This window comes from Pedobacter sp. UBA5917 (assembly GCF_002432345.1).
Classification (GTDB): Bacteria; Bacteroidota; Bacteroidia; order Sphingobacteriales; family Sphingobacteriaceae; genus Pedobacter.
Window position 1 is genome coordinate 1 of record NZ_DJDT01000051.1, and the last position, 24,689, is coordinate 24,689.

General features: G+C 39.7%; 20 protein-coding genes, 1 pseudogene and 1 riboswitch. Of the genes and pseudogenes, 6 read left to right on the top strand and 15 right to left on the bottom strand.

Features of this window, described 5'->3' with window-relative positions; translation table 11 throughout:
- The 5 genes and pseudogenes from B2V92_RS03320 to pckA form a co-directional block, all read right to left on the bottom strand.
- Positions 1-190: pseudogene (locus B2V92_RS03320) on the bottom strand (energy transducer TonB); the annotation flags it as partial.
- Between the two features lie 18 nt (positions 191-208).
- The gene (locus B2V92_RS03325) at positions 209-715 is read right to left on the bottom strand and encodes an ExbD/TolR family protein (RefSeq protein ID WP_293304824.1); all 507 of its coding nucleotides are present in this window, start codon (positions 713-715) and stop codon (positions 209-211) included.
- A 3-nt stretch (positions 716-718) separates the two neighbouring features.
- On the bottom strand, positions 719-1,333 hold the full coding sequence (locus B2V92_RS03330) for a biopolymer transporter ExbD (RefSeq protein ID WP_167296286.1): 615 nt from the start codon (positions 1,331-1,333) through the stop codon (positions 719-721).
- A gap of 78 nt (positions 1,334-1,411) precedes the next feature.
- Positions 1,412-2,242, bottom strand: coding sequence for a MotA/TolQ/ExbB proton channel family protein (locus B2V92_RS03335; RefSeq protein WP_108197404.1), 831 nt, complete (start codon positions 2,240-2,242; stop codon positions 1,412-1,414).
- A 298-nt stretch (positions 2,243-2,540) separates the two neighbouring features.
- On the bottom strand, positions 2,541-4,136 hold the full coding sequence (gene pckA / locus B2V92_RS03340) for a phosphoenolpyruvate carboxykinase (ATP) (protein ID WP_293304825.1): 1,596 nt from the start codon (positions 4,134-4,136) through the stop codon (positions 2,541-2,543).
- A gap of 319 nt (positions 4,137-4,455) precedes the next feature.
- Between pckA and B2V92_RS03345 the strand changes: the two genes are divergently transcribed.
- From B2V92_RS03345 to thrC, 5 genes are all read left to right on the top strand, one after another.
- On the top strand, positions 4,456-5,265 hold the full coding sequence (locus tag B2V92_RS03345) for a hypothetical protein (RefSeq protein ID WP_293304826.1): 810 nt from the start codon (positions 4,456-4,458) through the stop codon (positions 5,263-5,265).
- 526 nt (positions 5,266-5,791) lie between these two features.
- On the top strand, positions 5,792-8,245 hold the full coding sequence (gene thrA, locus B2V92_RS03350) for a bifunctional aspartate kinase/homoserine dehydrogenase I (RefSeq protein WP_293304827.1): 2,454 nt from the start codon (positions 5,792-5,794) through the stop codon (positions 8,243-8,245).
- 4 nt (positions 8,246-8,249) lie between these two features.
- A complete protein-coding gene (locus B2V92_RS03355; RefSeq protein WP_293304828.1) occupies positions 8,250-8,702 on the top strand; it encodes a DinB family protein in 453 nt (150 codons plus the stop codon).
- Between the two features lie 21 nt (positions 8,703-8,723).
- Complete coding sequence (locus B2V92_RS03360; RefSeq protein WP_293304829.1) at positions 8,724-9,656, top strand: homoserine kinase; 933 nt, start codon at positions 8,724-8,726, stop codon at positions 9,654-9,656.
- Between the two features lie 72 nt (positions 9,657-9,728).
- Entirely contained in the window at positions 9,729-11,036 is a 1,308-nt protein-coding gene (gene thrC / locus B2V92_RS03365) for a threonine synthase (RefSeq protein WP_293304830.1), read from the top strand.
- A gap of 174 nt (positions 11,037-11,210) precedes the next feature.
- On the opposite strand, the gene B2V92_RS03370 is transcribed toward thrC, so the two are convergent.
- From B2V92_RS03370 to B2V92_RS03395, 6 genes are all read right to left on the bottom strand, one after another.
- Positions 11,211-11,624, bottom strand: coding sequence for a tail fiber domain-containing protein (locus tag B2V92_RS03370; RefSeq protein ID WP_293304831.1), 414 nt, complete (start codon positions 11,622-11,624; stop codon positions 11,211-11,213).
- Between the two features lie 79 nt (positions 11,625-11,703).
- A complete protein-coding gene (locus B2V92_RS03375) occupies positions 11,704-12,006 on the bottom strand; it encodes a hypothetical protein (protein ID WP_293304832.1) in 303 nt (100 codons plus the stop codon).
- Positions 12,007-12,051: 45 nt separating this feature from the next.
- Entirely contained in the window at positions 12,052-13,443 is a 1,392-nt protein-coding gene (locus B2V92_RS03380; protein ID WP_293304833.1) for a pyridoxal phosphate-dependent decarboxylase family protein, read from the bottom strand.
- A 39-nt stretch (positions 13,444-13,482) separates the two neighbouring features.
- A complete protein-coding gene (locus tag B2V92_RS03385) occupies positions 13,483-14,457 on the bottom strand; it encodes a PorP/SprF family type IX secretion system membrane protein (RefSeq protein WP_293304834.1) in 975 nt (324 codons plus the stop codon).
- A gap of 9 nt (positions 14,458-14,466) precedes the next feature.
- A complete protein-coding gene (locus B2V92_RS03390) occupies positions 14,467-15,405 on the bottom strand; it encodes a gliding motility-associated C-terminal domain-containing protein (RefSeq protein ID WP_293304835.1) in 939 nt (312 codons plus the stop codon).
- Positions 15,406-15,429: 24 nt separating this feature from the next.
- Positions 15,430-16,149, bottom strand: coding sequence for a hypothetical protein (locus tag B2V92_RS03395; protein WP_293304836.1), 720 nt, complete (start codon positions 16,147-16,149; stop codon positions 15,430-15,432).
- Between the two features lie 304 nt (positions 16,150-16,453).
- Here B2V92_RS03395 and B2V92_RS03400 point away from each other — a divergent pair, with 304 nt between their 5' ends.
- Positions 16,454-18,091, top strand: a complete 1,638-nt coding sequence (locus tag B2V92_RS03400) for a hypothetical protein (protein WP_293304837.1) — start codon at positions 16,454-16,456, stop codon at positions 18,089-18,091.
- On the opposite strand, the gene metF is transcribed toward B2V92_RS03400, so the two are convergent.
- The 4 genes from metF to B2V92_RS03420 form a co-directional block, all read right to left on the bottom strand.
- Positions 18,088-19,041 (bottom strand): methylenetetrahydrofolate reductase [NAD(P)H], encoded by a 954-nt coding sequence (gene metF, locus B2V92_RS03405; protein ID WP_113949902.1) that lies wholly within the window; start codon positions 19,039-19,041, stop codon positions 18,088-18,090. The two genes, B2V92_RS03400 and metF, sit on opposite strands and share 4 nt — an antisense overlap.
- A 138-nt stretch (positions 19,042-19,179) precedes the next feature.
- Entirely contained in the window at positions 19,180-22,896 is a 3,717-nt protein-coding gene (gene metH / locus B2V92_RS03410) for a methionine synthase (RefSeq protein ID WP_293304838.1), read from the bottom strand.
- A gap of 134 nt (positions 22,897-23,030) precedes the next feature.
- Positions 23,031-23,134: riboswitch (SAM riboswitch) on the bottom strand.
- 116 nt (positions 23,135-23,250) lie between these two features.
- Entirely contained in the window at positions 23,251-24,006 is a 756-nt protein-coding gene (locus B2V92_RS03415) for a Bax inhibitor-1/YccA family protein (RefSeq protein ID WP_293304839.1), read from the bottom strand.
- A gap of 38 nt (positions 24,007-24,044) precedes the next feature.
- Positions 24,045-24,611, bottom strand: coding sequence for a hypothetical protein (locus tag B2V92_RS03420; RefSeq protein ID WP_293304840.1), 567 nt, complete (start codon positions 24,609-24,611; stop codon positions 24,045-24,047).
- Positions 24,612-24,689: the final 78 nt, after the last annotated feature.

Consider the following 24,689-nt stretch of genomic DNA (forward strand, 5'->3'; position numbering starts at 1 on the left):
TTGAACCTTTGATAAGGCTGTAGATTTTAGGAGAGAAAAATAATACAAGGAAGATAATAGATCCAATAATTAAGGCTTTGGTAGTGTTGGCACCATTGGTTTTACGCAATTGGTACGCACCGTAATTTTTGTTTTTATCTGCAAAAACCACTTCAAGCCATTCTTTTCTGAATATATCTAACTTCGACATAACTATTGGTTTTACTGATTATAAAATTCCACTTTCTTTCATGAACTGCTTCTCATTGTCAAGGATGTTATCATCATCAATCTGACGAACCTTTACTTTAAGAATTTCCAACTCATCCATGATATCAACAAAGTTCTGAAAGGTAGAACCTGATGTTGGTTTTACAAGGACAACAAAGTCGCCTGCTACACCTGAAGCATCAGCTGTTTTTCTGTTCTTGGCAATAACGCCTTCGATTTGTGATGCTGATTCGATTGTTGGTGCGCTTGCGCCAGCTACTCCCATGTACCATGCAACTTTATTGTTTTTACCCAATAAGATGGTCATTGTTTTACTTGCTTTCAGCTCTAATCTGTTTTCAGGTAACTTTTCGTTTTTATCCGGTTTTGCAATATCCATCGCTTGTGGCGTAGAGATTACTGTAGTTAAGATAAAGAATGTTACTAAAAGAAACATTAGATCCACCATCGGGGTCATATCAACCCTTGGCGTGGCCTTCTTCCCGCCCGTGTTTAATTCTGCCATTTCTTATTTCTTTTTAGCTTCAGAGTTGGTAACCAATAAAAATTTGTTTACACTTTGTTTCTGAAGTACATCAATAATCTTTTTAACTACCGGATACTCTTCTTTAGCATCACCTTTGATACTGATACGCATATCCTGATTATTAATCTCCTTAGTTGCTTTACGGGCATTTAATACCCATGAGTTTAACTGGTTGTCGGTCGAGTCTGAAGGTATCCCAGGCTGAACTCCTGGCTTCATACGGTCGCCACCATTTAAGGCAATAAGTGATTTTAAGCTCTGGATCGGAACACCGAAACTTCCTATGTTTGAAAAGCGTTGTATTTCTAATGGAGTGAACGATATTTTGTACTGTTCGCCCATTAGCTCTAATGTTTTCGCTCTTACTTTCGTACCTGCTACTTCGAAGAAAACTTTCCCCTGCCCGATGGTTAAAATCGCGTTGTTTTCTACCGGTACCTTAAACTCATATGTAGATGAAGGTGTAGAAACGGCTAGTGGTTCTGGTTGCCTTGCTGTAGCAGTTAAGATGAAGAAAGTAAGTAACAATGATGCCACATCACACATGGCGGTCATATCTGTTACTGTACTTGTTCTTTTAACTTTAATTCTAGGCATAATATTTTTACTAGTTTTTAATAATGATGATCTTTTTTCCGGTTTTCCATAAAGCCGGTAAAAATTTTTTCAAAATTCTTATTTATGCGAACTAGCGTATGTTTGAACGATGCTGAAACCAGCCTCATCGATTGCGTAAGTTAACTTGTCGATTTTAGAAGTTAATACGTTGTACATGATAATTGCCACAGTAGATACCAAGATACCAGTTGCTGTGTTGATAAGTGCCTCAGAGATACCTACCGCTAATGCCGACTGATCTGGAGCACCAGAGTTTGCTAAACCGGCGAATGCACGGATCATACCTGTTACTGTACCCAATAAACCTACCAATGTACCGATTGATACCAAAGTTGCAATTACAGTTAAGTTTTGCTCCAACATTGGCATTTCTAAAGCTGTAGCTTCTTCAACCTCTTTTTGGATGGCAACGATTGATTGCTCAACATCCATGTTGGTATCAGCTTCAACTTCGCTATATTTTTTCAAACCAGATTTAATTACGTTAGCAACTGAACCTTGTTGTTTGTCACACTCAGCTTTTGCAGCTTCGATGTTTCCTGCGCTTAATAAGCCTTGTACTTTACGGATGAAAGTATCTAAGCTTGATTTTCCACTTGCTTTACCAATAACGATGAAACGCTCGATAGAGAATACAATTACTACCAATAGTAATCCAACCAAGATCGCTACGATAGGGCCTCCTTTGTATGCTGTTCCAAGATAGTTACCAGGTAATGGTAATTTTTCTCTGTCACCATCGATAAAGTTACTTCCTTCTCCGAATACGAATCTCCAAACACAGAATCCAATAACGATACAGATTGGAATAACGAATGTTGCAAATACATTTGAAGCACTAGAAGAGCTCTCTTTTTTAACAGTTGTTGGTTTTGGTGCGTTTGCCATTTTTTTTGAAATTTTAGTTTTAGTTCTTGTTTTTAATTTTTAGCTGTTTTTTCTTATTGTAATACACACAACGTTTCTTATCCGAAATTGTTGCGAAAAACAAATTTATAAATTGATTTTAAATTACAAATTAATAAATCAATAAGCAATTAAATCGTTACTTAGAATTTAGTTTCGGTAAACCACCATGGGTGTATAACAAAAAAATTGCCCCAGCCGAGGCAATTCTTTCACAATAAAAACTAAAAAAAAATCGAATTGCAAATTTTTTGCTCAAAAAATGCATTTTAAAGCACATTTAACATAATTTTAACGCTTCGTGTCTGCTTTTTGACACTTTTGTCAGTTCGAACTGCTTAAAATTCTCTTCGAAGGCATCGGCCAGTTGATAAGCCTTTAAAAAATATTCTTCCTGATTATCCCATGTTTTAGAAGGATCTAAAATATCACTCGGAACACCTTCACAATTTAACGGCATCATTAATTTAAATACATGATGCTGCTTATAATGGTTATGGTTTAAACTACCGTTCAAAGCAGCCTTAATCATAGCACGTGTATAACCCAATTTCATCCTTTTGCCTACACCATAGGGTCCCCCACTCCATCCGGTATTTACCAACCATACGTTTACTTCGTGCTTTTTCATTTTTTCGCCCAACAAAGCCGCGTATTTAGAAGGATGCAGCGGTAGGAAAGCTTTACCAAAGCAGGCCGAAAAAGTTAACTGCGGTTCGGTAACGCCAGCTTCCGTTCCGGCAACTTTTGCAGTGTAACCGCTCATAAAATGGAACATGGCCTGTTCTACATTCAGTTTAGAAATTGGAGGCAGCACGCCAAACGCATCAGCAGTTAGGAAAAAGATATTTTTCGGAACACCTGCAATTGAAGGTATAATTGCATTATCAATATAATTTATAGGATAGGCAACCCGTGTATTCTCCGTTTTGGCAATATTGGTATAATCAACATCCCTGGTACCAGGAAAAAAGTTGGTATTTTCCAGTAAGGCTCCAAATTTAATGGCCTTAAAAATCTGTGGCTCTTTTTCTTCGGTTAAATCCACACACTTTGCATAACAGCCCCCTTCGAAGTTAAATACCGAATCGTTGCCCCAGCCATGTTCGTCATCGCCGATCAAACCTCTTTCGGGATCGGCAGATAAAGTGGTTTTACCGGTTCCGGATAAACCAAAGAATATTGCTGTATCGCCATCTTTGCCCACATTGGCCGAACAGTGCATAGAAAGTGTATTCTTATATACAGGCAGGATAAAATTTAATACCGAAAAGATTCCTTTTTTAATTTCGCCGGTATAACCTGTACCACCGATCAGGATCATTTTTTTGGTAAAGTTGATCACAGAGAAATTTTGCTGACGGGTTCCATCAACAGCAGGATCTGCAAGGAAACCTGGTGCTGCGATAATGGTCCATTCTGGCGCACCACCTAAATTATCTTCCTCTGGACGGATAAATAAATGATGAGCAAAAAGATTCTGGTAAGCCGTTTCTGTAATTACCCGGATGGAAATCGAATAATCAGGATCAGCACATGCTGAAGAGTCGCGTACATAAATTGTTCTGTCGCCAAGATAACCGGTGAGCTTACCATATAACTGGTCAAATTTTTCTGGACTGATTTTGATGTTCACATCTCCCCACCAAACCTGGTCTTCGGTTACATCGTCGCACACGATAAACCTGTCTTTGGGCGAACGTCCGGTAAATTTCCCGGTATCAATAGCCAGCGCACCCGACGCGGCCATGGTACCTTCATTATTTAATAAGGCTTCATCAATTAACTCTTTCGGAGACAATTGGTACTTTACAGCAATGTTCCCGCCGAGATTTAAATAGCCTAAATCTGGCGCTTGCAGTTTCTTTTTGCTCATAACAATAAGTTAGTTAGTAGAGCAAAGGTAAAGACTTATCCCGCACAAAAACGAGTTTTAAAACGTAATTTTTTACATATTGTAGCAAATACACCATGATGTAAACACCTTATTATCAGTGTATTATTGCGTATTTTTAAACATAAAAAAAATTAAAAATATACACTAAGTAAAATCCGGTAAATGGTTTTAGTGCAATTAAATTTTTGAGAGATAGGGTTTTAATACTGCAAAAATCTTTACTAATGACAATAAAGGATCAACATGTCATTTAGGAATGAATTAAAGATTTATACTTTTATCCAGCAAATGATCAAAAATGAACTGGGAGACACTTAGAAAAAAGATATACTATATTGATGGTTCATTAAGGGATATATATGTTAAAAATACAAATATCGAAGATTGGGAGAAATGGATAGATCTTATAAACACCGGTTATAAAGTAGCGTTTTATAATGGCCAATCGGGTGAAACGGAAAGCCAGATTGATAAAAGTACTGTTTTTGATTATTGGAATGGCAAGTCAGATTTATTAAGTGGCGTTACTATACACCTGGAGGGTATTCTTATTAAGTGCCATTTTTTTGGAGGTGATGAAATCGAAAATGACATTACTCCTTTAGAAATTAACTCGATTGAGGATCATAACAGGCTGGTAAGTTATTTAAAAGATGTTTCGGTCTGTTTGGGTAAAGAGGTTATGTTAACCCCCGAAAATTATTTGGATTACGAAAGGAAATTAATCGTTGTTAACGGTAACGATATTGAGTTTGATGTACCTGGCTATGTTATACCTGAACACTTAAATCAGGATAAAGTTAAAAACAACAGCCAAAAAAAATTATCCATCATTTTTTTAACCATTTTATTATTTCTTTTAATCTGGAAAATCATTCCAATCATACAGGTAAAAATGCAGTTGGTTAGCGATTTTATTCCTAGCAGTATTTTTTATGAAGTAGCTAAACCTTTTATATACATCAGTACTGTTCTGTTGTTGGTAAACATCGTAGCTTTTGCCTTATTTTTCAAAAGAAAATATCTAACGGTGATAATTTTGGGCAGCATTGCCTTTTGCTTAAACGTACTTTATACCTTATTTAATTATTTTTTATCATTGGTATAACGTTGGAATATGAATTAACAATCAAATATGAAAGTAGTCGATATCATCTTATGTAACACTTTTAAACAAAACAAACTTATTTCTGTAGATTTTATAACGGATAGCTATTTAGTGATTAATTTCTAGGATAGAGCGCCTTTAACCACCCCGTCCTGCGGACATCCCTCCAAAGGAGGGGAATGATTAAATGCGGTTATTTCATCTACTTAAACGTTTTAGTATAAATTTCGAAATAAAATTGAAAAAACATTTGCATTTTAAAAAAATAATCTCCTATTTTACGGTGTACAAAGTACACGAAGACAAGATGAAATTTAACACTTCAATTATTACAACGATTATTATTACCACCGGTATAAACCAGCGGAACTAATTTGTTGTGAGTTGAAAAAACATAAAACACAGAAAGCGTTCCGATGAAAATCGGGACGCTTTTTTTTTAACCCATGCTGAATGAAACCTGTACAAACGAGCATTTTAAACCACAGATCGGTATAGCAACAAACAGTTAAACCCAATATAAAAAATGAAAGTACTCAAATTCGGCGGCACATCCGTAGGTTCGGCCGAGAACATTAAAACCCTCTTACGCCTGGTTGGCGAAGAAAAACAGAAGAACAGCCCGGTAGTTGTATTATCGGCAATGAGCGGTGTAACCAATTTGCTAACCGATATGGCCGAAAAGGCCGAACGGGGCGAAGATTACGATGCGCATTTAAAAGAAATCGAGGCAAAACATTTTGCTGTAATCCGTACCTTGTTGCCAGCCGCTGCACAAAACCCGGTGTTTACACGTTTAAAGATCTTTTTTAACGAACTGGAAGACCTATTGCAAGCGGTAACCAATCTACGTGAGCTAAGCTTACAGACTAAAGATCAGATTATCAGTTATGGCGAGCGTTGCTCTACTTTTATGATCAGCCATATTGCTTCGCAAAGTTTGGGCAATGCGCTTTTCGTAAATGGATCGGATCTGATTAAAACCGATAGCAATTTCGGTCAGGCAAGGGTTGATACCGAGCTCACCGAAATGCTGATCAATAATTTTTACCAGGAAAATAAAGATAAGGTACTTTTTGTAACCGGTTTTATTGCCAGTAATGCAGCCGGCAGGGTTACCACCCTGGGGCGCGGTGGTTCTGATTATACTGCAGCGGTTTGGGGCGCAGCCTTAAATGCTGAAGAAATAGAAATCTGGACGGATGTAAACGGTATGATGACTGCTGATCCACGGATTGTGAAAAAAGCTTTCTCTTTACCTGAATTAAGCTATACCGAAGCCATGGAACTGAGTTATTTTGGTGCGAAGGTAATTTATCCGCCAACCATGATCCCGGCTTTTATGAAAAAAATCCCGATCGTGATCAAAAACACTTTTGAGCCTGATTTCGGTGGGACCTATATCAAAAGTGATGTGAAACCATCAAGTTTACCAATAAAAGGGATTTCTTCTATCGATCATATCAGCATCATCAATTTAACCGGCAGCGGCATGGTTGGTAAAGCAGGTTTTAGCGGAAGGTTATTTTCGCTTCTATCGCGCGAGCAGATCAATGTAGTGCTGATTACACAGTCTTCATCAGAGCACAGCATTACTTTTGCGGTTAAACCAACAGATGCCTCACAGGCGATTGCTTTGATCAAAAAAGAATTCGAGCTGGAGCTGGATGCAAAAAAACTAGAATTACCAGAAGTTGAAAATAACCTGGCAGTTTTGGCCATAGTAGGCGAAAACATGAAACGCACCCCAGGCATGAGCGGTCGTTTGTTCAACGCATTAGGCCGTAATGGTATCAACGTGAGGGCCATTGCACAAGGTTCGTCAGAATATAATATCTCGGTAATCATCAGTAAAGATGATTTATCAAAAGCCGTTAATGCGGTACACGATGCCTTTTTTACCGACCTGAAAAGAACATTAAATGTATTCTGTTTGGGTACAGGAAATATTGGCAAAACCTTATTTAACCAACTGAAAGAGCAGATGCCATTTTTGGCAGCCAACAACGATTTGCAGGTAAAGGTTACCGGGATCAGCAATACACGTAAAATGATCTTTAATGCCGATGGTTTATCGCTCGAAAACTGGGAGACCGAACTGGATGCAAATGCCGAACAGGCTGATTTAGCCGGTTTTGTTGCCAAAATGAAAGCTTTGAACCTGCCAAACTGTGTTTTTGTAGATAATACTGCGGCCGAATCGCCAATAGCCTTTTATCAGGGCATATTCGAAAGCAGTATTTCTGTGGTAACTTGTAATAAAAAAGGAAACTCTGCCGATTATGCACAGTATAAATCTTTTAAAGACACCGCCCGTAAATTCGGTGTCGACTTTTATTACGAAACAAATGTTGGAGCAGGTTTACCAATTATCCGTACGCTACGCGAGCTGATGATGAGCGGCGACAAGGTAGCACGTATCGAAGCCATCTTATCTGGAACCATTTCTTATATCTTCAATAACTTTAAAGGTGAAGCCGGTTTTTACGAAACGGTAAAGGAAGCGCAGGAACTGGGTTACACAGAACCTGATCCGCGTGACGATCTGAACGGAAAGGACTTTATGCGTAAAATGCTGATCCTTGCCCGCGATGCAGGTTATCCATTAGAAGCCAGTGATGTAAAAATCGACAACATTCTGCCTGAAGCCTGTTTAAATGCCGCAACGGTAGAAGATTTTTATTCGGAACTTAAAGCCAATGCGGCTTACTTCGAAAACCTGAAAAATACAGCTGCCAATGATGGAAAAGTTTTGCGTTACATCGGTAAGCTAGAAGATGGCAATGTAGAAATCAGCCTTCAAATGGTTGATGACAGTCATCCTTTTTATATGCTTTCGGGAAGCGACAACATTATTTCCTTTACCACCGATCGTTATAAATCGCGTCCGCTGGTAGTAAAAGGTCCAGGCGCAGGTGCCGAAGTTACTGCTGCCGGTGTTTTTGCCGATATCATTAACGTAGGGACTTTAAACAACTAATCTGATGAATCCGGTTATAGCGCAGAAAAATGAAATTCTAAGCCTGGTTAATCAGGCCATGATTGATTTTGAAAGCATCACAGAAGAAGCATGGAATGACAAGCCAGTGCCTTCGAAATGGTCCAAAAAGGAATTATTGGGTCATTTGATTGATAGCGCATCGAATAACATCCGCCGTTTAATTGTTGGCCAATATGAACAGGGAGTCAAAATTGTTTATCATCAGGATGAATGGGTACTTTATCAAAATTATCAGGAAACTGATATTACTGAGGTTAAAACGCTTTGGAAGTTAATGAACTACCAGATCAGCCGTGTAATTGAGAACATTCCGGAAGAAAAGCTCCAAAACAACTGTGATACCGGAAAGGGTCAAACAGCGCTGCACACACTCTCCTATTTTATTGAAGATTATGTGGTGCATTTAAAATATCATTTAAACCAAATAACCGCTTAACAATAGCTAAGCCAATTAATAATGAAAAATAGTATAAAAGTTTTCGCTCCGGCAACCGTTGCAAACGTAGTTTGTGGTTTCGATGTGCTTGGCTTCGCCGTAAACGAGCCAGGCGATGAAGTAGAAATGCGGTTTACCGATACGCCCGGAGTGGTAATCAAAAGAATTACAGGCGATGATGGCCGCTTGCCTTTAGATGCCGCCAAAAATACGGTTAGTGCCAGTGTACAGCATTACCTGCAGCACATTAACCGTTTAGATGTGGGCGTAGAAATTGAACTGCATAAAAAAATGCCCATTGGCAGTGGTTTGGGATCGAGCTCGGCCAGTACAGTTGCGGGTTTGTTTGCCATTAACAAACTAATGGGTGATTTATTGACCGCTACTGAACTTGTACCTTTTGCAATGAAAGGTGAAGAGCTGGCCTGTGGTTATGGTCATGCTGATAATGTTGCTCCTGCCCTATTGGGCGGCTTTGTGCTGATCAGAAGTTACGAACCACTCGATGTAATTTCGTTGCCAACGCCAGCCGGGATGTATGCTGCCATTGTTTATCCCGAAGTGGATGTACCAACAAAGGACGCACGCCAGATGATCCGCAGTAAAGTTGCTTTAAAAGATGCGGTAACCCAATGGGGAAATGTTGCAGGTTTAGTAAGCGGATTGTTCATGAATGATTTCGACCTGATTGGCCGCAGCATGAAAGATGTTCTGGTAGAACCTACACGTTCGATCCTGATCCCGGGTTTTGAGGAAATGAGGAAACTGGCTATGGATAACGGCGCCATTGGTTTCGGAATTTCAGGTTCTGGCCCGTCTGTTTTCGCTTTAACAAAAGACGCAGAAACAGCAAAAACAATTACCAAAGCACAACAACAACATTTACACAAAATAAATATTAACAGCAAAGCCTTTGTTTCTCCGGTAAATGCGGAAGGACCGAAAATTATATAACGATGGAAAATGTAAGATGGATGATGTAACCCCATTTTCCATCTCACATCTTCCATTATACCTCATCAAACAATGAAACTATATTCAACCAACAATAAAACTTTACGTGTTTCTTTTAAAGAAGCCGTTTTTAACAGCATGCCGCAGGATAAAGGCCTATATATGCCTGTCGAAATCCCGCAGCTTGATGCTGATTTTATACAGAATATTGAGCACTATTCTTTACAAGAAATTGCTTACAAGGTGGCCTCAACCTTATTAAAAGACGAAATTCCGGCCGAAGATTTAAAGGCTTTAATTGATGAGGCCATTAATTTTGAAGCTCCTGCAGTAAAATTAGATGATAAAACCTTCGTTCTGGAATTATTCCATGGCCCGTCATTAGCTTTTAAAGATTTTGGTGCCCGCTTTATGAGCCGGGTAATGGCCTATTTCTTAAAAGACGGCGAACAGTTGTTAGATGTTTTAGTGGCTACTTCGGGCGATACCGGTGGTGCTGTAGCTTTGGGCTTTTTAGGTGTACCCAATACTCGCGTAACCATATTATATCCAGAGGGTAAAGTAAGCCCGATACAGGAACTGCAGTTAACCACCAATGGGCAGAACATCAGGGCAATTGAAGTAAAAGGTACTTTTGACGACTGCCAGGCATTGGTTAAACAAGCTTTTGCAGATGACGAACTTAATGCGAAGTTCCGTTTAACATCCGCCAATTCGATCAATATATCGCGTTTAATTCCGCAAACATTTTACTATTTCAATACTTATGCGCAATTGAAAAGGCAAGGTTTAAGCGATGTTGTATTTTCGGTACCCAGCGGAAACTTCGGAAATATAGGCGCAGGTTTACTGGCTTATAAATTAGGCTTACCAGTTAAACAGTTTATTGCAGCAACCAATGTAAACGATACGGTTCCGCGCTTTTTAGAAAGTGGCATTTATGAAACCAAACCATCAACACAAACCTATTCCAACGCCATGGATGTTGGTGCGCCAAGTAACTGGGTTCGGATTATGGATTTATTTAACCAGGATACTGAAGCCATTAAAAAAGTAGTTACGGCTTACCGCTTTACCGATGACGAAACTTTGGAAGGTATTAAAGAAATCGATAGCAAATTAAACTATGTGGCCTGTCCGCATACGGCAATCGCTTACTTAGCGGCTAAAAAATACAGAAATGAAAACCCTGCTGATGAAAGTGCAGCAGTTTTTCTATCAACGGCACATGCCTGTAAATTTCCGGATATTTTTCCAACAGAAATTGCGGCTAAAATAGAAATTCCTGAGCAGGTAAAAACTTTGGAAAGCAAACCTAAACAAGCTGATCAACTAAGCGTAGATTTTGAAGGGTTTAAAAGTTATTTGTTGAGGGGATAATAAAATGATCGTTGTTTTGGCTGAATCACATTGACAAAAATATTAAAAGTACCGTCATCTCGACCGAAACGCAGTGGAGCGGAGAGATCTATCTCAAGACAGATTTCTCGGCTGCGTTGCACTTCGCTTGAAATGACGGTATTTTTAAGAGTACATGCACTAAATCCTCTTGTATTATTTAGCGCTTTGCGATTTTAATGCTTTCAGCTCGCGTTTTAGCTCTTCGATCTGTTGTTGCTGCTCTTTTATGCTGGCAACCAAAAGCGGCACTAAATTTTCATAGTCAACCTTGGTGATGGTAGCACTTTTAAATGTATTTTTACCTGCCGGATAATCTTTGGCCTGTACGGAAACAATTTCCGGAACGGCAGTTTTGGCATCAGCACCTACAAAACCATATTGCGGCCTTGCTGGTAATTTTAATTTTTCGGCCCAGGTTTTATCGTAATTAAAACTTACAGGCTGCAGTTTGGTAACCTGGCCCAGGGCATTTTCTACAGGTTTTACGTTGTTCTGCACAACTTCCTGTGCACTTATTTTTAAAGAAGCAGCGATTAATAACACCACAAATGAAATTGCTCGTTTCATATCTTATTAATTTATATTTTTTTTTAAATAGAATATTGATTCCACTTTCGTAGAATAGTTTTTTAATCAAGGAATATGTTTAAACGGAAGGTGGCGGCGTTAAAACTTCAGGAAAGTACGCCGATTGAAAGGAATGATCGGGGATGATTATTTTTTTTGAAGTTTGAAGCGGAAAATAAACAGCATCGTGAAATACAACCTGATATACTGCATATTCAGTTTCAACTTTTTTTTCTTCCTTTTCTGTTGCATCATCATTAACTGATAAGAGCTCAACATTATCGGCCGAATAGCTTAAATACGAAAGCACATGGCTCACTTTTACGAAAAAAGTTACCGCTATGCAGGCAATTAATACATATTTAAAAGCATAAAACTTCATTATTGCAAATATAAGTTCTATGCTTTTAAAACAACAAAATTATGGTTAAAGTTCTGTAAGAATTTCTGTCATGGTAGCCGTAGCCACTTCAACATCTGCAATAGTAGTTCTCCAATTAACGAAAGCTGCCCGGATGCCCTTCTTTCCATTATAAAAAGTAGGTGTCATAAATACTTTCCCGCTTGCATTAAGTTTATTGAGGAATGTTGTAACCAAACTTTCATCTGTTAACGAAAAACACACCGTATTTAAACGTACAGGGGCCAATAATTCGAAATTTGGATTTTCGTTTATAAAATCGGCAAACTGTAAAGCTGTTTCAACATTACGCTCTACAATTTCCTGATACCCCTGTTTGCCATAACTGGTGAGCGTAAACCATGCAGGTAAAGCCTTTAAGCGACGTGAATTTTCGGGAAGAAAATTTAAGTAACTGAAATTCTCCATCGGGTTGCCCAGATAGGCCGCATTCGAATTCTGAAAGGTTTCTACCTGTAACAACTGGTGTTGCTCCTTTACAAAAAATACAGCACTCTCATAAGGTACATTTAACCATTTATGGCAATCGACGGTGATGCTGTCTGCATTATCCCAGCCTTTAACCAGGTGATTGTATTTTGGCGAACAAGCTGCAAAACCACCAAATGCTGCATCAATGTGCCACCAGAAATTGTATTTCTCTTTTAATAGGTTTATGGCTTCAAAATCATCAAAATCTACTGTATTTACTGTTCCGGCGCTGGAGATTAAAATAAATGGTTCGCCATTTAGTGCCTGTATCTTAAGTTCGAGATCGGTAACATCCAATGCCTCGCGGTTGCCAGTTAATACATTTACCTGAATTACATTGCCACTGCCCAAACCCAACATCGACAGGGATTTTATTGCTGATGAATGCGGTGTAGCCGACAACACCTTTACTGTTTCCGACAGGCCTTCTCTTGCGAAATCTTTGCCCGATTGCTTTCCAATCCATTGTCTGGCTACGGCCAAACAAGTAAAATTGGATAGTGTTGCGCCGGTTACGAAACCACCAAAATAATTTTTCGGCAAATTAAATAACGAAAGCAGTAATTGAATGGTCTCTAACTCGATAAGGGCCGAAACATCGCCATTCCCTTTTGCACTCTGCGTATTCTGATCGTATATGGTAGATAACCAATCGCCGGCAATGGCCGCAGGTGTGGTTCCGCCGGTTACAAAACCCCAATACCTTGGCCCTGAAGAAGCCACCATAATGGGTTCGAAACGCTTGTTAAATTGCTCCAATGCTTCAACGGCCCCAATACCCTCGTCAATTAAATCGCGCATAACTTCTACCTCTGCCGAACTGGCTGTGGATCGCTCCCTAATATGGTTTAAATAATCGGCTCCCTGTAGTTTAACCGCTGTTAATATGGCATCGAGTTGTTGTAAATCGGTATCTAAATTATTCATATACTGCATCTGAAATTATAAAGATGCAATGTATAATTTTTAAAAATAACATTTTGGTCTACGGCTTTTTTTCGTTGTAAAATAATATCCCAATGATATTTCGTGCGAACCGTAATCGTATCGCTGCAGTTTATTTAAGGTAAAATCGTAACCATAACCAATACGGAGATTGCTTTTTGTAAAATACTCGGTTATAATACCTACTGTTGAGGCATTTGGCAGATTTTTCTGCAGGTTATTTTTAGGATAAAGTTTAACAGAGCTTCGATATGCTGAACCTATCCAAAAACGTTCGTTAAAAAGGAAAAAGGTATTTAAATCCAGCGAAGTAGGCCCACGGATATCATCTTTAAGCAAAAAAGTAGGTCTAAAAAGAATGTAATCATTTATAGGCAATAGCATCCCGGCGGTTAAATACAAATGCGTTTGTGGGGTAATGCTGAGTGTATTGTAATCGGATAAAATGGCTATGGATCTAGCGATGAGGTTGGTAGCAGAAAAACCTGCAAAATATTTTTCGTTCGAATAAAAGATCCCGGCCCTAAACTCTGGGGTGATCTGACTCACATTCCCGGTGGGGATCCTGTTATCTCCCAGATCATGCGGATCGAGCAGATTTCCATCAAGGCCCAACTGCTTCACTCCTAATCCAATACCGAAAGCTAATACATTGGTCTCCGTCCGGTCGAGTTTTATCCGGTAGGCCAAATTCCCTGTAGCTATCAGGCTTCTCTGCGCTCCAATTTTATCTTTACCTATGATGAGTCCCAAACCAATGCTTTCATCTTTAATAGCTTCATCTGCCGAGATCGATAAAGTTTGTGGCGCGCCGCGTACGCCTATCCACTGCGCGCGTGCAAATGCTTGAAGATATAGTTCTTCTTTGTAGCCAGCATAAGCAGGGTTAATGTGCAACCCATTAAATAAATACTGACCAAACTGGGCATCCTGTTGTGCCAATACTGCAAGGTGACTAAGTAAAAATAAAGGCAGGAAAAAAAATTTACATCCCATAACCATGTATTATTTTAATAAGGTAACATAGCCATTCAGTTCTACCCAGGCCGACGTTCCATTTCTTACACGTATGATATAAAAATAGGTCCCATCACTCAATCCGCTCCCTTCCCAATTGTTCTTATAGTCCTTTTCCTGGTAAACCGTACTACCGTAACGATTAATTACGGTGAGTTCGTTAAATTCAAAACTATTCAGGTTATCGATAAAGAAAGTATCATTTTTACCATCCCCATTCGGCGTAAAAACATTGTGTACATGTAGTGCCGAAATCTGTTTATTATCGGTTGAGGTATTGTTGCTTAATTTAGGATCAAACTCTGTTGCTGATATGGTTGCCGTATTGCTAATGAAACCAGGCTGTTTGGCTTTTACCCTTATCTCCAATTCTGCAAAATAGGCCACAGGCATCAAAGGTATCTGCCATGTAATCTGGTGCAACGTTGCGTCATAGTTTACCTGGCCCTCACTTGGGATAATTATACCTTCGAAAGTTAAGTTATCGGGCAGCCGGTCTACAATATTTAAATTAGTGGCATTACTGGTTCCGTTGTTACGTACATTTAGGTAATAGCTAAAAACCTGGTTACTCAATATTTCACGTGTTTCGGAACGTTTTACAATTGCAACATCGGCTGGCAAACTTTGCTCTCCGATTATTTCTACGATTGTAGGCGGGGATGGACATCCAGTAGCATTTTCGGCAATTACTTTATAGATCCCTGTTTCCCTAACCGACAAGGTGGTTGCAGATTCGCCAGGCAACAAAATATCGTTTTTGTACCAGGTTAATTTTTCCGATTCAGCCGCATCAGCATGCAAAATAGCAACAGCACCTCTTTTGAGTATATATTTCTGCGCGTGTTGGCTCGACTGTCCCTTCGCTTTTTCTGAGAAAATAAAAAGCAGGATAAAACAAACAGGGATGTAAGACTTTATACCCATTACCAGCAATCGAAACCATTTTAATTAAAGCGTTGCTGCCTGCGCACCGGTAACTGTTACACCAGGTGAATTTGGTGTGGCGTTAATTGTGATATCATGATCTTTACTTGTAACACAATAATGCCCCACACCAGGTATAAAATAACCCACTTTTACACGGAGTTTATTTTGCCCGATAACAAGGCCATCGGCTGTTACTGGCGTATAATCTTTTGTAGAAGCTGACGGAGAAGTTAATTTAATCTCGTTGCCCGATCCATCCAACCTGTACCACTGATAGCCATAAGTAGTATAGGCATCAGTAGCGGTGGGCGTAGCTACCTGGGCGGCAGGCGTACTGGTATTACAGTAGTTTTTAGCTACGAAATCGATACTGAGCGGTTTAAAAATATAGATCGCGATTTCCTGGTAAGGGGTTTCGCATAATGATGCATCTGTAGGCACACCTTTTAAATAATAGTAACCTGTTTTTGGATTATTTATGGTTGTACCCGTGAGTGACGCCATAGTTGCCCCAACTGCCGTGGCCGGATCGTCGGGTGCACTTATTTTGGTGCTACTGTAATATAACCTCGGGGTGTACCCCGATGGTATTGTTGCAGAAGCATCGCTATAGGAAACCGTTTCCCCGTCGCAGAAGCGTTTTACATTTGCATCGGTTACCTGCTGCCCATTGGCATTTGAAATAAGTCCGATAATCATCAATAATCCCAAACAAGATTTTTTTGTAGCGTTTTTGCCCATAATAATTGTATAAAATAATAAATCATTAAATATGTGCAGCTTGGGATAGTTACCAATAAAGGGTAGAATTACTGCAAAAACATGGGACAATCAGATTTCCATTCATAATAGAGCATTTAGAAAATCTAATACACGAATGTATTTAAAAATAGCTTGAATCTAAAATTTAATTTATAATTTTAAGTGATTTTTAAAAACGGTCGCCCTGGACCGGAAAGAATATTCAATTTTTAAAAATCGGCAGCACTAACAACTTGGTGTGATTATTATTTTTCAGTTAACACTTCTTGTACCTATACATTACATGAAAAAAATAGTATTGCTATTGATATATGTGATTTTTTCATCAAGCTTTAGCCCTGCATGGATCGATACAGATGGCGATGGAATAGCTAATGAACAGGATCTGGACGACGACAATGATGGTATAGCCGATATAATAGAATGCCCCCCACTTAACACAGCAGAGTTTAATGGCACTTTTGGCGCGATTACTTTAGCGCAGAGAACAAGGGATTTACAAACTCCTATCACACAATCATACGCATATGGTGGCAGGGGGACTAATTCATTATTCCCTGCAGCCAGGTATGTAGTAACCAGCCATCTTTGGAGTGATAATATCCATTCTTCCAACTCGGTTTGGCAAAATTTTTATGGCCATACTACCGGAGATGATACTGATGCTTTTTTGGCAGTAAATGGATCCTTGTCTCCTGCAGTTCTATATCAGCAAAGTTTAACCTTACAACCCAATACCGCTTATCGTTTATCTTTTTTTGCCATTAATGCCCTTACGCAGATAGGTTATTCTGATCCGGTTAGTATGGAGATGAGATTTTATAATGAAACGACCAATACCCTGATAACAACGATCCAAAGTGGGGATTTATACCCAACGCAAAAAGCTGAAGGCTCAAAAATCACCAGGGATGACTGGCACGAAACCACTGCCACTGTAAATACTACTACCGGTACAAAATATAGGATTGAAGTGGTAAATATCTCGACAAGCTTTTCCGGCAACGATTTTGCCCTTGATGACATCACTTTACATACCTTAAACTGTCCTGATACTGACGGTGATGGCATACCAGATTTAGAAGATACCGATAGTGACAATGACGGATGTTCCGATAGTAACGAATATTACAATCGTACCAATGCGTCGGGCAATGATGACAGATATGGGCCACAGGCCAGCAGAACTGTTGATGCAACAGGAAAAGTAATCGGCGCTAGTTATACCAGTACGTTTTATACCAATGTAATTACAGTTAACCGGCAGGCAAACATTAACAGTGCACCAACTGATAAATTGATAGATGCCGGCAGCAATACCAGTTATACAGCCAATGCAAACACCACCGCAGGCACCTTGATTTACCAGTGGCAGGTAAGTACCGATAATAAAATCAATTGGACAAATGTAACTAATGGTACACGTTATAGTGGCACTACAACCAATACTTTAAATGTAAATGCCGTACCCAAAACCATGAATGGTTATTTTTATCGGTTATTGATACGGAATAGCAGTAACGTATGCGCTGATGTTTATACAACACCTGCTATTTTGGATATTAAGCCAGTTGCCCAAAACGATCTGGATTGCTATACACCTGGTATTTCAAGAATGATTACTGTGCTCAGCAATGATAATACAGGGGATAATCCTGTTGCTACAACAGTCGTAATTGTTTCAGCTGCTGTTACCGATGGAGGTAAAAAATTGATCATCAATAACGAAGGCACCTGGCAGGTTGGTACCGATGGAAAAATTACTTTCACCCCCGAACCTAATTTTAGGACCCAACCAACGACAATCAGTTACAAATTTCAGGATGCCGAGGGCAATGATTCAAACCAGGCCACATTAACGCTTAAACCCACCCAATCGCCACAGGTACAGTTAACGGGAAGTTCACCGAAACAATTCTAGAAAATAGCTTTCGCAATCTTTTTGGTCTGTTCGGGACGGCCCATGGTATAAAAATGCAGTACAGGGGCACCAAAATCAATCAGCTCCTTACATTGTTTAATCATGGCTTCGGTACCGATTTCTTTTGCCTCATTGTTATTTTTGGCGTGAGATAATGCATCGGTCAATTCATCCGGTAAATCAATATGAAATATCTTAGGCAGCACATTTAGCTGAGACAAGGTACTAATTGGCTTCAATCCCGGGATAATCGGAATATTGATATCGTTTTCCCTGCATTTCTTTACAAAATCAAAATACTTTTGGTTATCAAAGAACATCTGCGTTACGATAAACTCAGCACCAGCATCTACCTTTTTCTTCAGGTATTTGAAATCGGTACTCATGTTAGGCGCTTCAAAATGTTTTTCGGGATAGCCGGCCACACCGATACAGAAATCGCTTTTAAAGGTTTCTACGTCTTCGTGCAGGAATTTACCTTCGTTATGGTTTTTAATATGCTCGATTAAATCCGTCGCATAACAATGTCCGCCTGGAGTTGGAACGAAATTCCCATCTGCTTTACGGGCATCACCGCGAAGCGCCAGCACATTATCAATGCCCAAAAACTGCAGATCGATCAGCGCATTTTCGGTTTCTTCTTTGGTAAAACCACCACAGATGAGATGTGGAACCGCATCAACCTTGTATTTATGGATAATGGCAGCACATATAGCAATGGTACCCGGACGCTTGCGGTACGATACCTTTTGCAGCAAACCATTTGCCTGCTCTTTATAAATGTAATCTTCGCGGAGCGAAGTTACATCGATAAAAGGAGGATTGAACTCCAAAAGAGGTTCGATGGCGTCGTAAATCCATTGGATGCTCTGCCCTTTTACAGGTGGTAATAATTCAAAAGAGAATAAGGTTTTACCCTTTGCGTTTTTTATATGGTCTGTAATTTTCATAACCTGGTTTGGTTGTCATGCTGATCCGATCGCTATCGGATTTTAACATGGCAGCAGTTCTTTTATCGACTGCAAAATAAAATATATTTTCTCTATCTAAAGATCCTTTGTTATACTCAGGATGACAAAGTGAAGGCATTAATAAGCTAAATTCGGACTCAACCAGCGCTCTACTTCTTCAATCGACATACCTTTTCTGATGGCATAATCTTCAATCTGATCTTTGGTAATTTTTCCAAGGCCAAAATACCTCGAATCAGGATGTGCGAAATAAAAACCGCTTACCGCCGCTGTTGGATACATGGCATAACTTTCGGTTAAATGCAACCCGATTTTATTTTCAGCATCGAGCAATTCGAATAAGGTTCCTTTTTCGGTGTGTTCCGGACAGGCCGGATATCCCGGTGCTGGACGTATACCCGCATATTCCTCCTTGATCAGTTCCTGATTGGTGAGATTTTCATCCTGTGCATACCCCCAATATTCTTTACGCACGCGTTCGTGCATGCGCTCAGCAAAAGCTTCTGCCAAACGATCGGCCAATGCTTTAGCCATAATGCTGTTGTAATCGTCGTAATTGGCTTCGAACTCATTTACAAGTTCATCAATCCCAATACCCGCAGTTAAAGCAAAGCCGCCAAAATAATCCTGGATTCCACTTTTCTTTGGTGCGATAAAATCAGATAAGGCGTAGTAAGGTTGCCCATCTACTTTTTCTGCCTGTTGGCGGAGAGTGTGAATGGTTACTTGTCTTGAGTCTTCAGTCTTTAGTCCTGAGTCGACCGGTCGACTTCCGACTTCGGACTCCGGACTCCGGACTTCCAAAACAATATCGTCTTCTACCGAATTTGCCGGCCAGAAACCAATTACGGCCCTTGCGGTTAATAATTTCTCATCGAGAATACGTTTTAACAACACCTGTGCATCGTTAAAAAGTTTTTTGGCCTCATCACCTACATTTTTATCATCGAAAATTTTCGGATAACTGCCACGGAGTTCCCAGGTATGGAAAAATGGGGTCCAATCGATGTAAGGAACCAGTTCTTCTAAAGGATAATTATCAAAAACCCTTGTACCTGTAAATTCGGGCACTGGCAGGTTAGGTTCAAAATCTATTTTAAATTTATTTTCACGTGCCTGTTCCAATGTTTTGAAACGTTTATCGGAACGTTTGTTTAAATGCGCTTCACGTGCTTTGTCGTATTCGGCCCTGATGCCTGCTACATATTCGTCTTTAGTTTCAGGGTTCATCAAGGTACTGCACACGGTAACACTTCTCGAAGCATCTAACACATGGATAGCTGGGCCGGAGTAATTTGGCGCTACTTTTACCGCCGCATGGATCCTCGAAGTAGTAGCCCCACCGATAATTAAAGGAATGGTAAAACCTTCGCGCTCCATTTCTTTGGCAAAATGGACCATTTCATCAAGTGAAGGTGTTATCAAACCACTTAATCCGATGATATCAGCATTAACTTCTTTGGCTTTTTTGATGATTTCCTGCGCAGGCACCATCACGCCCATATCTATAATTTCGAAGTTATTACAGGCCAATACCACACCCACAATATTTTTTCCGATATCGTGTACATCGCCCTTAACAGTAGCCATTAATACCTTTCCAGCTGAAGAATTCTGATCCTGATCGGGATTATCCAGTTTTTCCTGTTCGATGAAAGGTAAAAGATAGGCTACGGCTTTTTTCATTACTCTTGCCGATTTTACTACTTGTGGCAGGAACATTTTTCCGGCTCCGAACAAATCACCTACAATGTTCATCCCGTCCATCAGCGGACCTTCGATCACCTGTATCGGACGGGCATATTTTTGACGGGCTTCTTCCACATCATCATCGAGGTACTCTACAAGACCCTTTACCAGCGAATGCGATAATCTTTCTTCTACGGTTCCTTTACGCCATTCTTCGTCTTTTACAACTTCTTTGCCTTTTGATTTTACGGTATCGGCATATTCTACCAATCGCTCAGTGGCATCTTCTCTGCGGTTTAAGAGTACATCTTCTACCCTTTCTAACAGTTCGGGTGGAATTTCCTGATAAACCTCTAACATCCCTGCATTTACAATTCCCATATCCAAGCCCGCATGTATGGCATGATAAAGAAATGCGGAGTGCATGGCTTCGCGTACGGTATTGTTTCCCCTGAAAGAGAAAGATATGTTAGAAACCCCTCCACTTACCTTGGCATATGGCAGGTTTTCCTTGATCCAGCGGGTAGCATTTATAAAATCGACTGCATAGTTGTTGTGCTCTTCCAAACCGGTTGCCACAGTTAAAATATTCGGGTCGAAAATGATATCCTCAGGTGGGAAACCGATTTCATCCACTAAAATATCATAGCTCCTTTTACAGATTTCTTTTCTGCGTTCGTAATTATCGGCCTGGCCCTGTTCATCAAAGGCCATTACCACAACTGCAGCACCATACTGCATAATTTTACGGGCGCTATCGCGGAATTTTTCTTCGCCTTCTTTTAGAGAGATCGAGTTTACAATTCCTTTTCCCTGCAAACATTTTAAACCATTTTCAATAACCGACCATTTTGATGAATCGACCATGATAGGCAGTTTGGCAATATCGGGTTCTGAAGCAATGAGGTTTAAGAACTTGGTCATAGCTGCCTCCGAATCCAACATCCCCTCGTCCATGTTCACATCAATTACCTGCGCACCACCTTCCACTTGTTGCAAGGCAACAGCTAAAGCAGCTTCATAATCGCCGCCCAAAATAAGTTTAGAGAATTTTGGTGAACCGGTAATATTTGTTCTTTCGCCAATGTTTACGAAAATACTTTCAGGGGTAATGGTTACAGGCTCCAGTCCGCTTAAACGCATATACGGTTCCAAAACAGGAATCTTTCTTGGTTCTGCTTTTTTAGCATTCTTGGCAATACAGCCAATGTGCTCCGGAGTGGTACCGCAGCAACCACCAACAATATTAACAAAACCTGAAGTGATAAAATCATCAACCAAATGAGCAGTTTCGTGCGGTTGTTCATCATAAGCGCCAAACTCATTCGGTAAACCGGCATTAGGATAGGCCGACACGTAACAACCAGCTTTTGCAGCCAATTCTTCGATGTGTGGACGCATCTCCTTAGCTCCCAAAGCACAGTTAAAACCGATACTTAAGGGTTTGGCATGCATTACCGAGTTTAAGAAAGCTTCGGCCGTTTGGCCAGAAAGTGTTCTGCCAGAGGCATCGGTAATGGTACCCGAAATCATAATTTCGAGTTTACGCCCAATTACCTCTTCATATTTTTTAATGGCTACAATAGCCACTTTCGCATTTAAGGTATCAAAAATGGTTTCAATCAATAATACATCCGAACCTCCATCTACCAAGCCACGCACCTGCTCGTAATAAGCTTCTTCGAGTTCGTCGAAATATACTGCCCTAAAACCAGGGTCGTTTACATTTGGCGACATAGAGAGGGTACGGTTGGTTGGACCAATGGCACCGGCAACAAAACATTTACGATCGGGGTTTGCCGCCATAAACTCTTCTGCTGCTTCTTTTGCCACACGCGCTCCTTCGAAACTCATTTCGTACGAAAGGTCTTCCATCTGGTAATCGGCCATGGAAATGCGCTGCGTACTGAAAGTATTGGTTTCGATGATATCGGCACCGGCCGCCATATACTCCAGGTGTATTGTTTTTATAATATCCGGACGTGTGATGTTGAGCAAATCGTTATTGCCTTTTACATCACAGGGATGGTCCTTAAAGCGCTCTCCCCTAAAATCTTCTTCGGTTAAGGTATATCGCTGAATCATGGTACCCATTGCACCATCAATCACCAAAATACGTTTCTCTAATTCTTCTCTTATACCCATTTGTTGTTGTAAGATTTGAGATATGAGATGGTAGATATGGGAGTAGATTAGACACAACGTCTCAAATCTCAAATCTATAGTCTCAAGTCTCGAAAAGGCTTATTTAAAAAGTTGGTACGTGAATCGTAATCCTAAACTTATCTGTTTCCGCTATTTGCAGAATAGAATTTAGCACCTTGTAGGTTACAGGTTGCTAAGACTTCGTTGGGTCTAATCCCTCCGTCTTTCTTAATAAGCACACAAAAATGCAACAAAGCTACATCAATTCCAAAAATTATCGCTTTGGCACCAAATAAAATTACAAAGGCCATGCAATTCTGCACAGCCTTTAAAATATTGTTCTGTTTTTTGATCTTATCTTCTGTTACCGAAAATGCGTAACAAGAACAAGAAGATATTAAGGAAATCAAGATATAAACGCAGTGCCGCAACAATTGCCATCTTTTTTGATTCTACCTGAAGTACCTGTTCTCCACTTGCTTCGATCCCCTGGCCAATCTGTTTGATTTTCTGAACATCATAAGCAGTTAAAGCAGTAAAGATTGCAATACCGATAAATGCCATAAACAAACTGAACTGCTCACTTTGGATAAACATGTTAACCACGCTTGCAATTACTAATCCGATTACGCCAACCATTAAAATTGGACCGAATTTACTTAAATCGATATTGGTAGTATATCCCATAACTGCCATAATACCGAAAATACCGGCAGCACCTGCAAAACAGCTTACTACCGAACCAGAAGTATAAGCCAATAGGATAAAGCTTAAACTTACACCTGTTAATACCGAGTAAAGCACAAAAACCCCTATCAGAGCAGGATAAGAAAGTTTACTCAGACCAAAGCTCATCAGTAAAACCAATCCAAGCGGGGCAAACATAGCGATATATCCAAAAATCGACATACCCACTTTGCCTGTCGATGGATTAATGGTTAAAAGATATTGCATAAACTGCTCATTTGTTCCAAAAAGATAAGCAGCTACAGTTGATAAACTCAAGGCAACAAACATCCATAAAAAAACGTTTGCAAAGAATTTTTTAGAAACAGCGTTTTCCTGTACAAAAACACTATTCTTTTGATATTCGAAATTTTGTTGTTCCATTTTAAATTTTGTGTATTTAACTATATAAAAATAAATATTTAGTTTAATCTTTTTGTCAACAGTTCTTCAACTTTTTTAAAGAACTGAAGGGGTTTTAATGTGCGCCAGGGCAAATTATCGAAAGCACCTCCAAAGTTAATGTAATAATCGATGTTATTGTCCCTAAATTCGGCAATTACATGTTCCTGAAAGTTTACCCCAACAATCCAGCCATCTTCTACTTCCTGAAACCATTCTTCGTAATAACTATCGTCAGAAGCATGGAAATTCAATACATTTTCGCCGATCAGGATAAACTTATTGATGCCTTCATCCATCATCAGCTCCAAAATATCACGCTTTAGCAACATAATATCGTTGTTAATGGCATCATTCCATTCGCCAATAAATTCAATAATGGCATAACTACGGTCGTAATCGACATATAACACCTTTAGGTAAAGCGTATTCGAACCAAACTCATCCCACTGCGGGTGCAATAAAAAGTTATAAATCTGCTTATCGAAATAGAGCTCCGAATATTCGGTATTGTAAAACGGCGAACGTTCGTCTTCTGCCGAAATATAATCATCTCTCCATTGGTAATAAGGCTCAATCTCGTGCATAAGTTTTAATTATTGAAGGATTGAATTTTGAATGAGCGAATGTTACTTTCATATTTCCCCATCTCCATTCAATCATTC

What these genes read in the sequence shown, in the direction of transcription:
- B2V92_RS03325 (WP_293304824.1), bottom strand. Translation starts at nt 715, where the DNA reads ATGGCAGAATTAAACACGGGCGGGAAGAAGGCCACGCCAAGGGTTGAT.
- B2V92_RS03330 (WP_167296286.1), bottom strand. Translation starts at nt 1,333, where the DNA reads ATGCCTAGAATTAAAGTTAAAAGAACAAGTACAGTAACAGATATGACC.
- B2V92_RS03335 (WP_108197404.1), bottom strand. Translation starts at nt 2,242, where the DNA reads ATGGCAAACGCACCAAAACCAACAACTGTTAAAAAAGAGAGCTCTTCT.
- pckA (WP_293304825.1), bottom strand. Translation starts at nt 4,136, where the DNA reads ATGAGCAAAAAGAAACTGCAAGCGCCAGATTTAGGCTATTTAAATCTC.
- B2V92_RS03345 (WP_293304826.1), top strand. Translation starts at nt 4,456, where the DNA reads ATGAACTGGGAGACACTTAGAAAAAAGATATACTATATTGATGGTTCA.
- thrA (WP_293304827.1), top strand. Translation starts at nt 5,792, where the DNA reads ATGAAAGTACTCAAATTCGGCGGCACATCCGTAGGTTCGGCCGAGAAC.
- B2V92_RS03355 (WP_293304828.1), top strand. Translation starts at nt 8,250, where the DNA reads ATGAATCCGGTTATAGCGCAGAAAAATGAAATTCTAAGCCTGGTTAAT.
- B2V92_RS03360 (WP_293304829.1), top strand. Translation starts at nt 8,724, where the DNA reads ATGAAAAATAGTATAAAAGTTTTCGCTCCGGCAACCGTTGCAAACGTA.
- thrC (WP_293304830.1), top strand. Translation starts at nt 9,729, where the DNA reads ATGAAACTATATTCAACCAACAATAAAACTTTACGTGTTTCTTTTAAA.
- B2V92_RS03370 (WP_293304831.1), bottom strand. Translation starts at nt 11,624, where the DNA reads ATGAAACGAGCAATTTCATTTGTGGTGTTATTAATCGCTGCTTCTTTA.
- B2V92_RS03375 (WP_293304832.1), bottom strand. Translation starts at nt 12,006, where the DNA reads ATGAAGTTTTATGCTTTTAAATATGTATTAATTGCCTGCATAGCGGTA.
- B2V92_RS03380 (WP_293304833.1), bottom strand. Translation starts at nt 13,443, where the DNA reads ATGAATAATTTAGATACCGATTTACAACAACTCGATGCCATATTAACA.
- B2V92_RS03385 (WP_293304834.1), bottom strand. Translation starts at nt 14,457, where the DNA reads ATGGGATGTAAATTTTTTTTCCTGCCTTTATTTTTACTTAGTCACCTT.
- B2V92_RS03390 (WP_293304835.1), bottom strand. Translation starts at nt 15,405, where the DNA reads ATGGGTATAAAGTCTTACATCCCTGTTTGTTTTATCCTGCTTTTTATT.
- B2V92_RS03395 (WP_293304836.1), bottom strand. Translation starts at nt 16,149, where the DNA reads ATGGGCAAAAACGCTACAAAAAAATCTTGTTTGGGATTATTGATGATT.
- B2V92_RS03400 (WP_293304837.1), top strand. Translation starts at nt 16,454, where the DNA reads ATGAAAAAAATAGTATTGCTATTGATATATGTGATTTTTTCATCAAGC.
- metF (WP_113949902.1), bottom strand. Translation starts at nt 19,041, where the DNA reads ATGAAAATTACAGACCATATAAAAAACGCAAAGGGTAAAACCTTATTC.
- metH (WP_293304838.1), bottom strand. Translation starts at nt 22,896, where the DNA reads ATGGGTATAAGAGAAGAATTAGAGAAACGTATTTTGGTGATTGATGGT.
- B2V92_RS03415 (WP_293304839.1), bottom strand. Translation starts at nt 24,006, where the DNA reads ATGGAACAACAAAATTTCGAATATCAAAAGAATAGTGTTTTTGTACAG.
- B2V92_RS03420 (WP_293304840.1), bottom strand. Translation starts at nt 24,611, where the DNA reads ATGCACGAGATTGAGCCTTATTACCAATGGAGAGATGATTATATTTCG.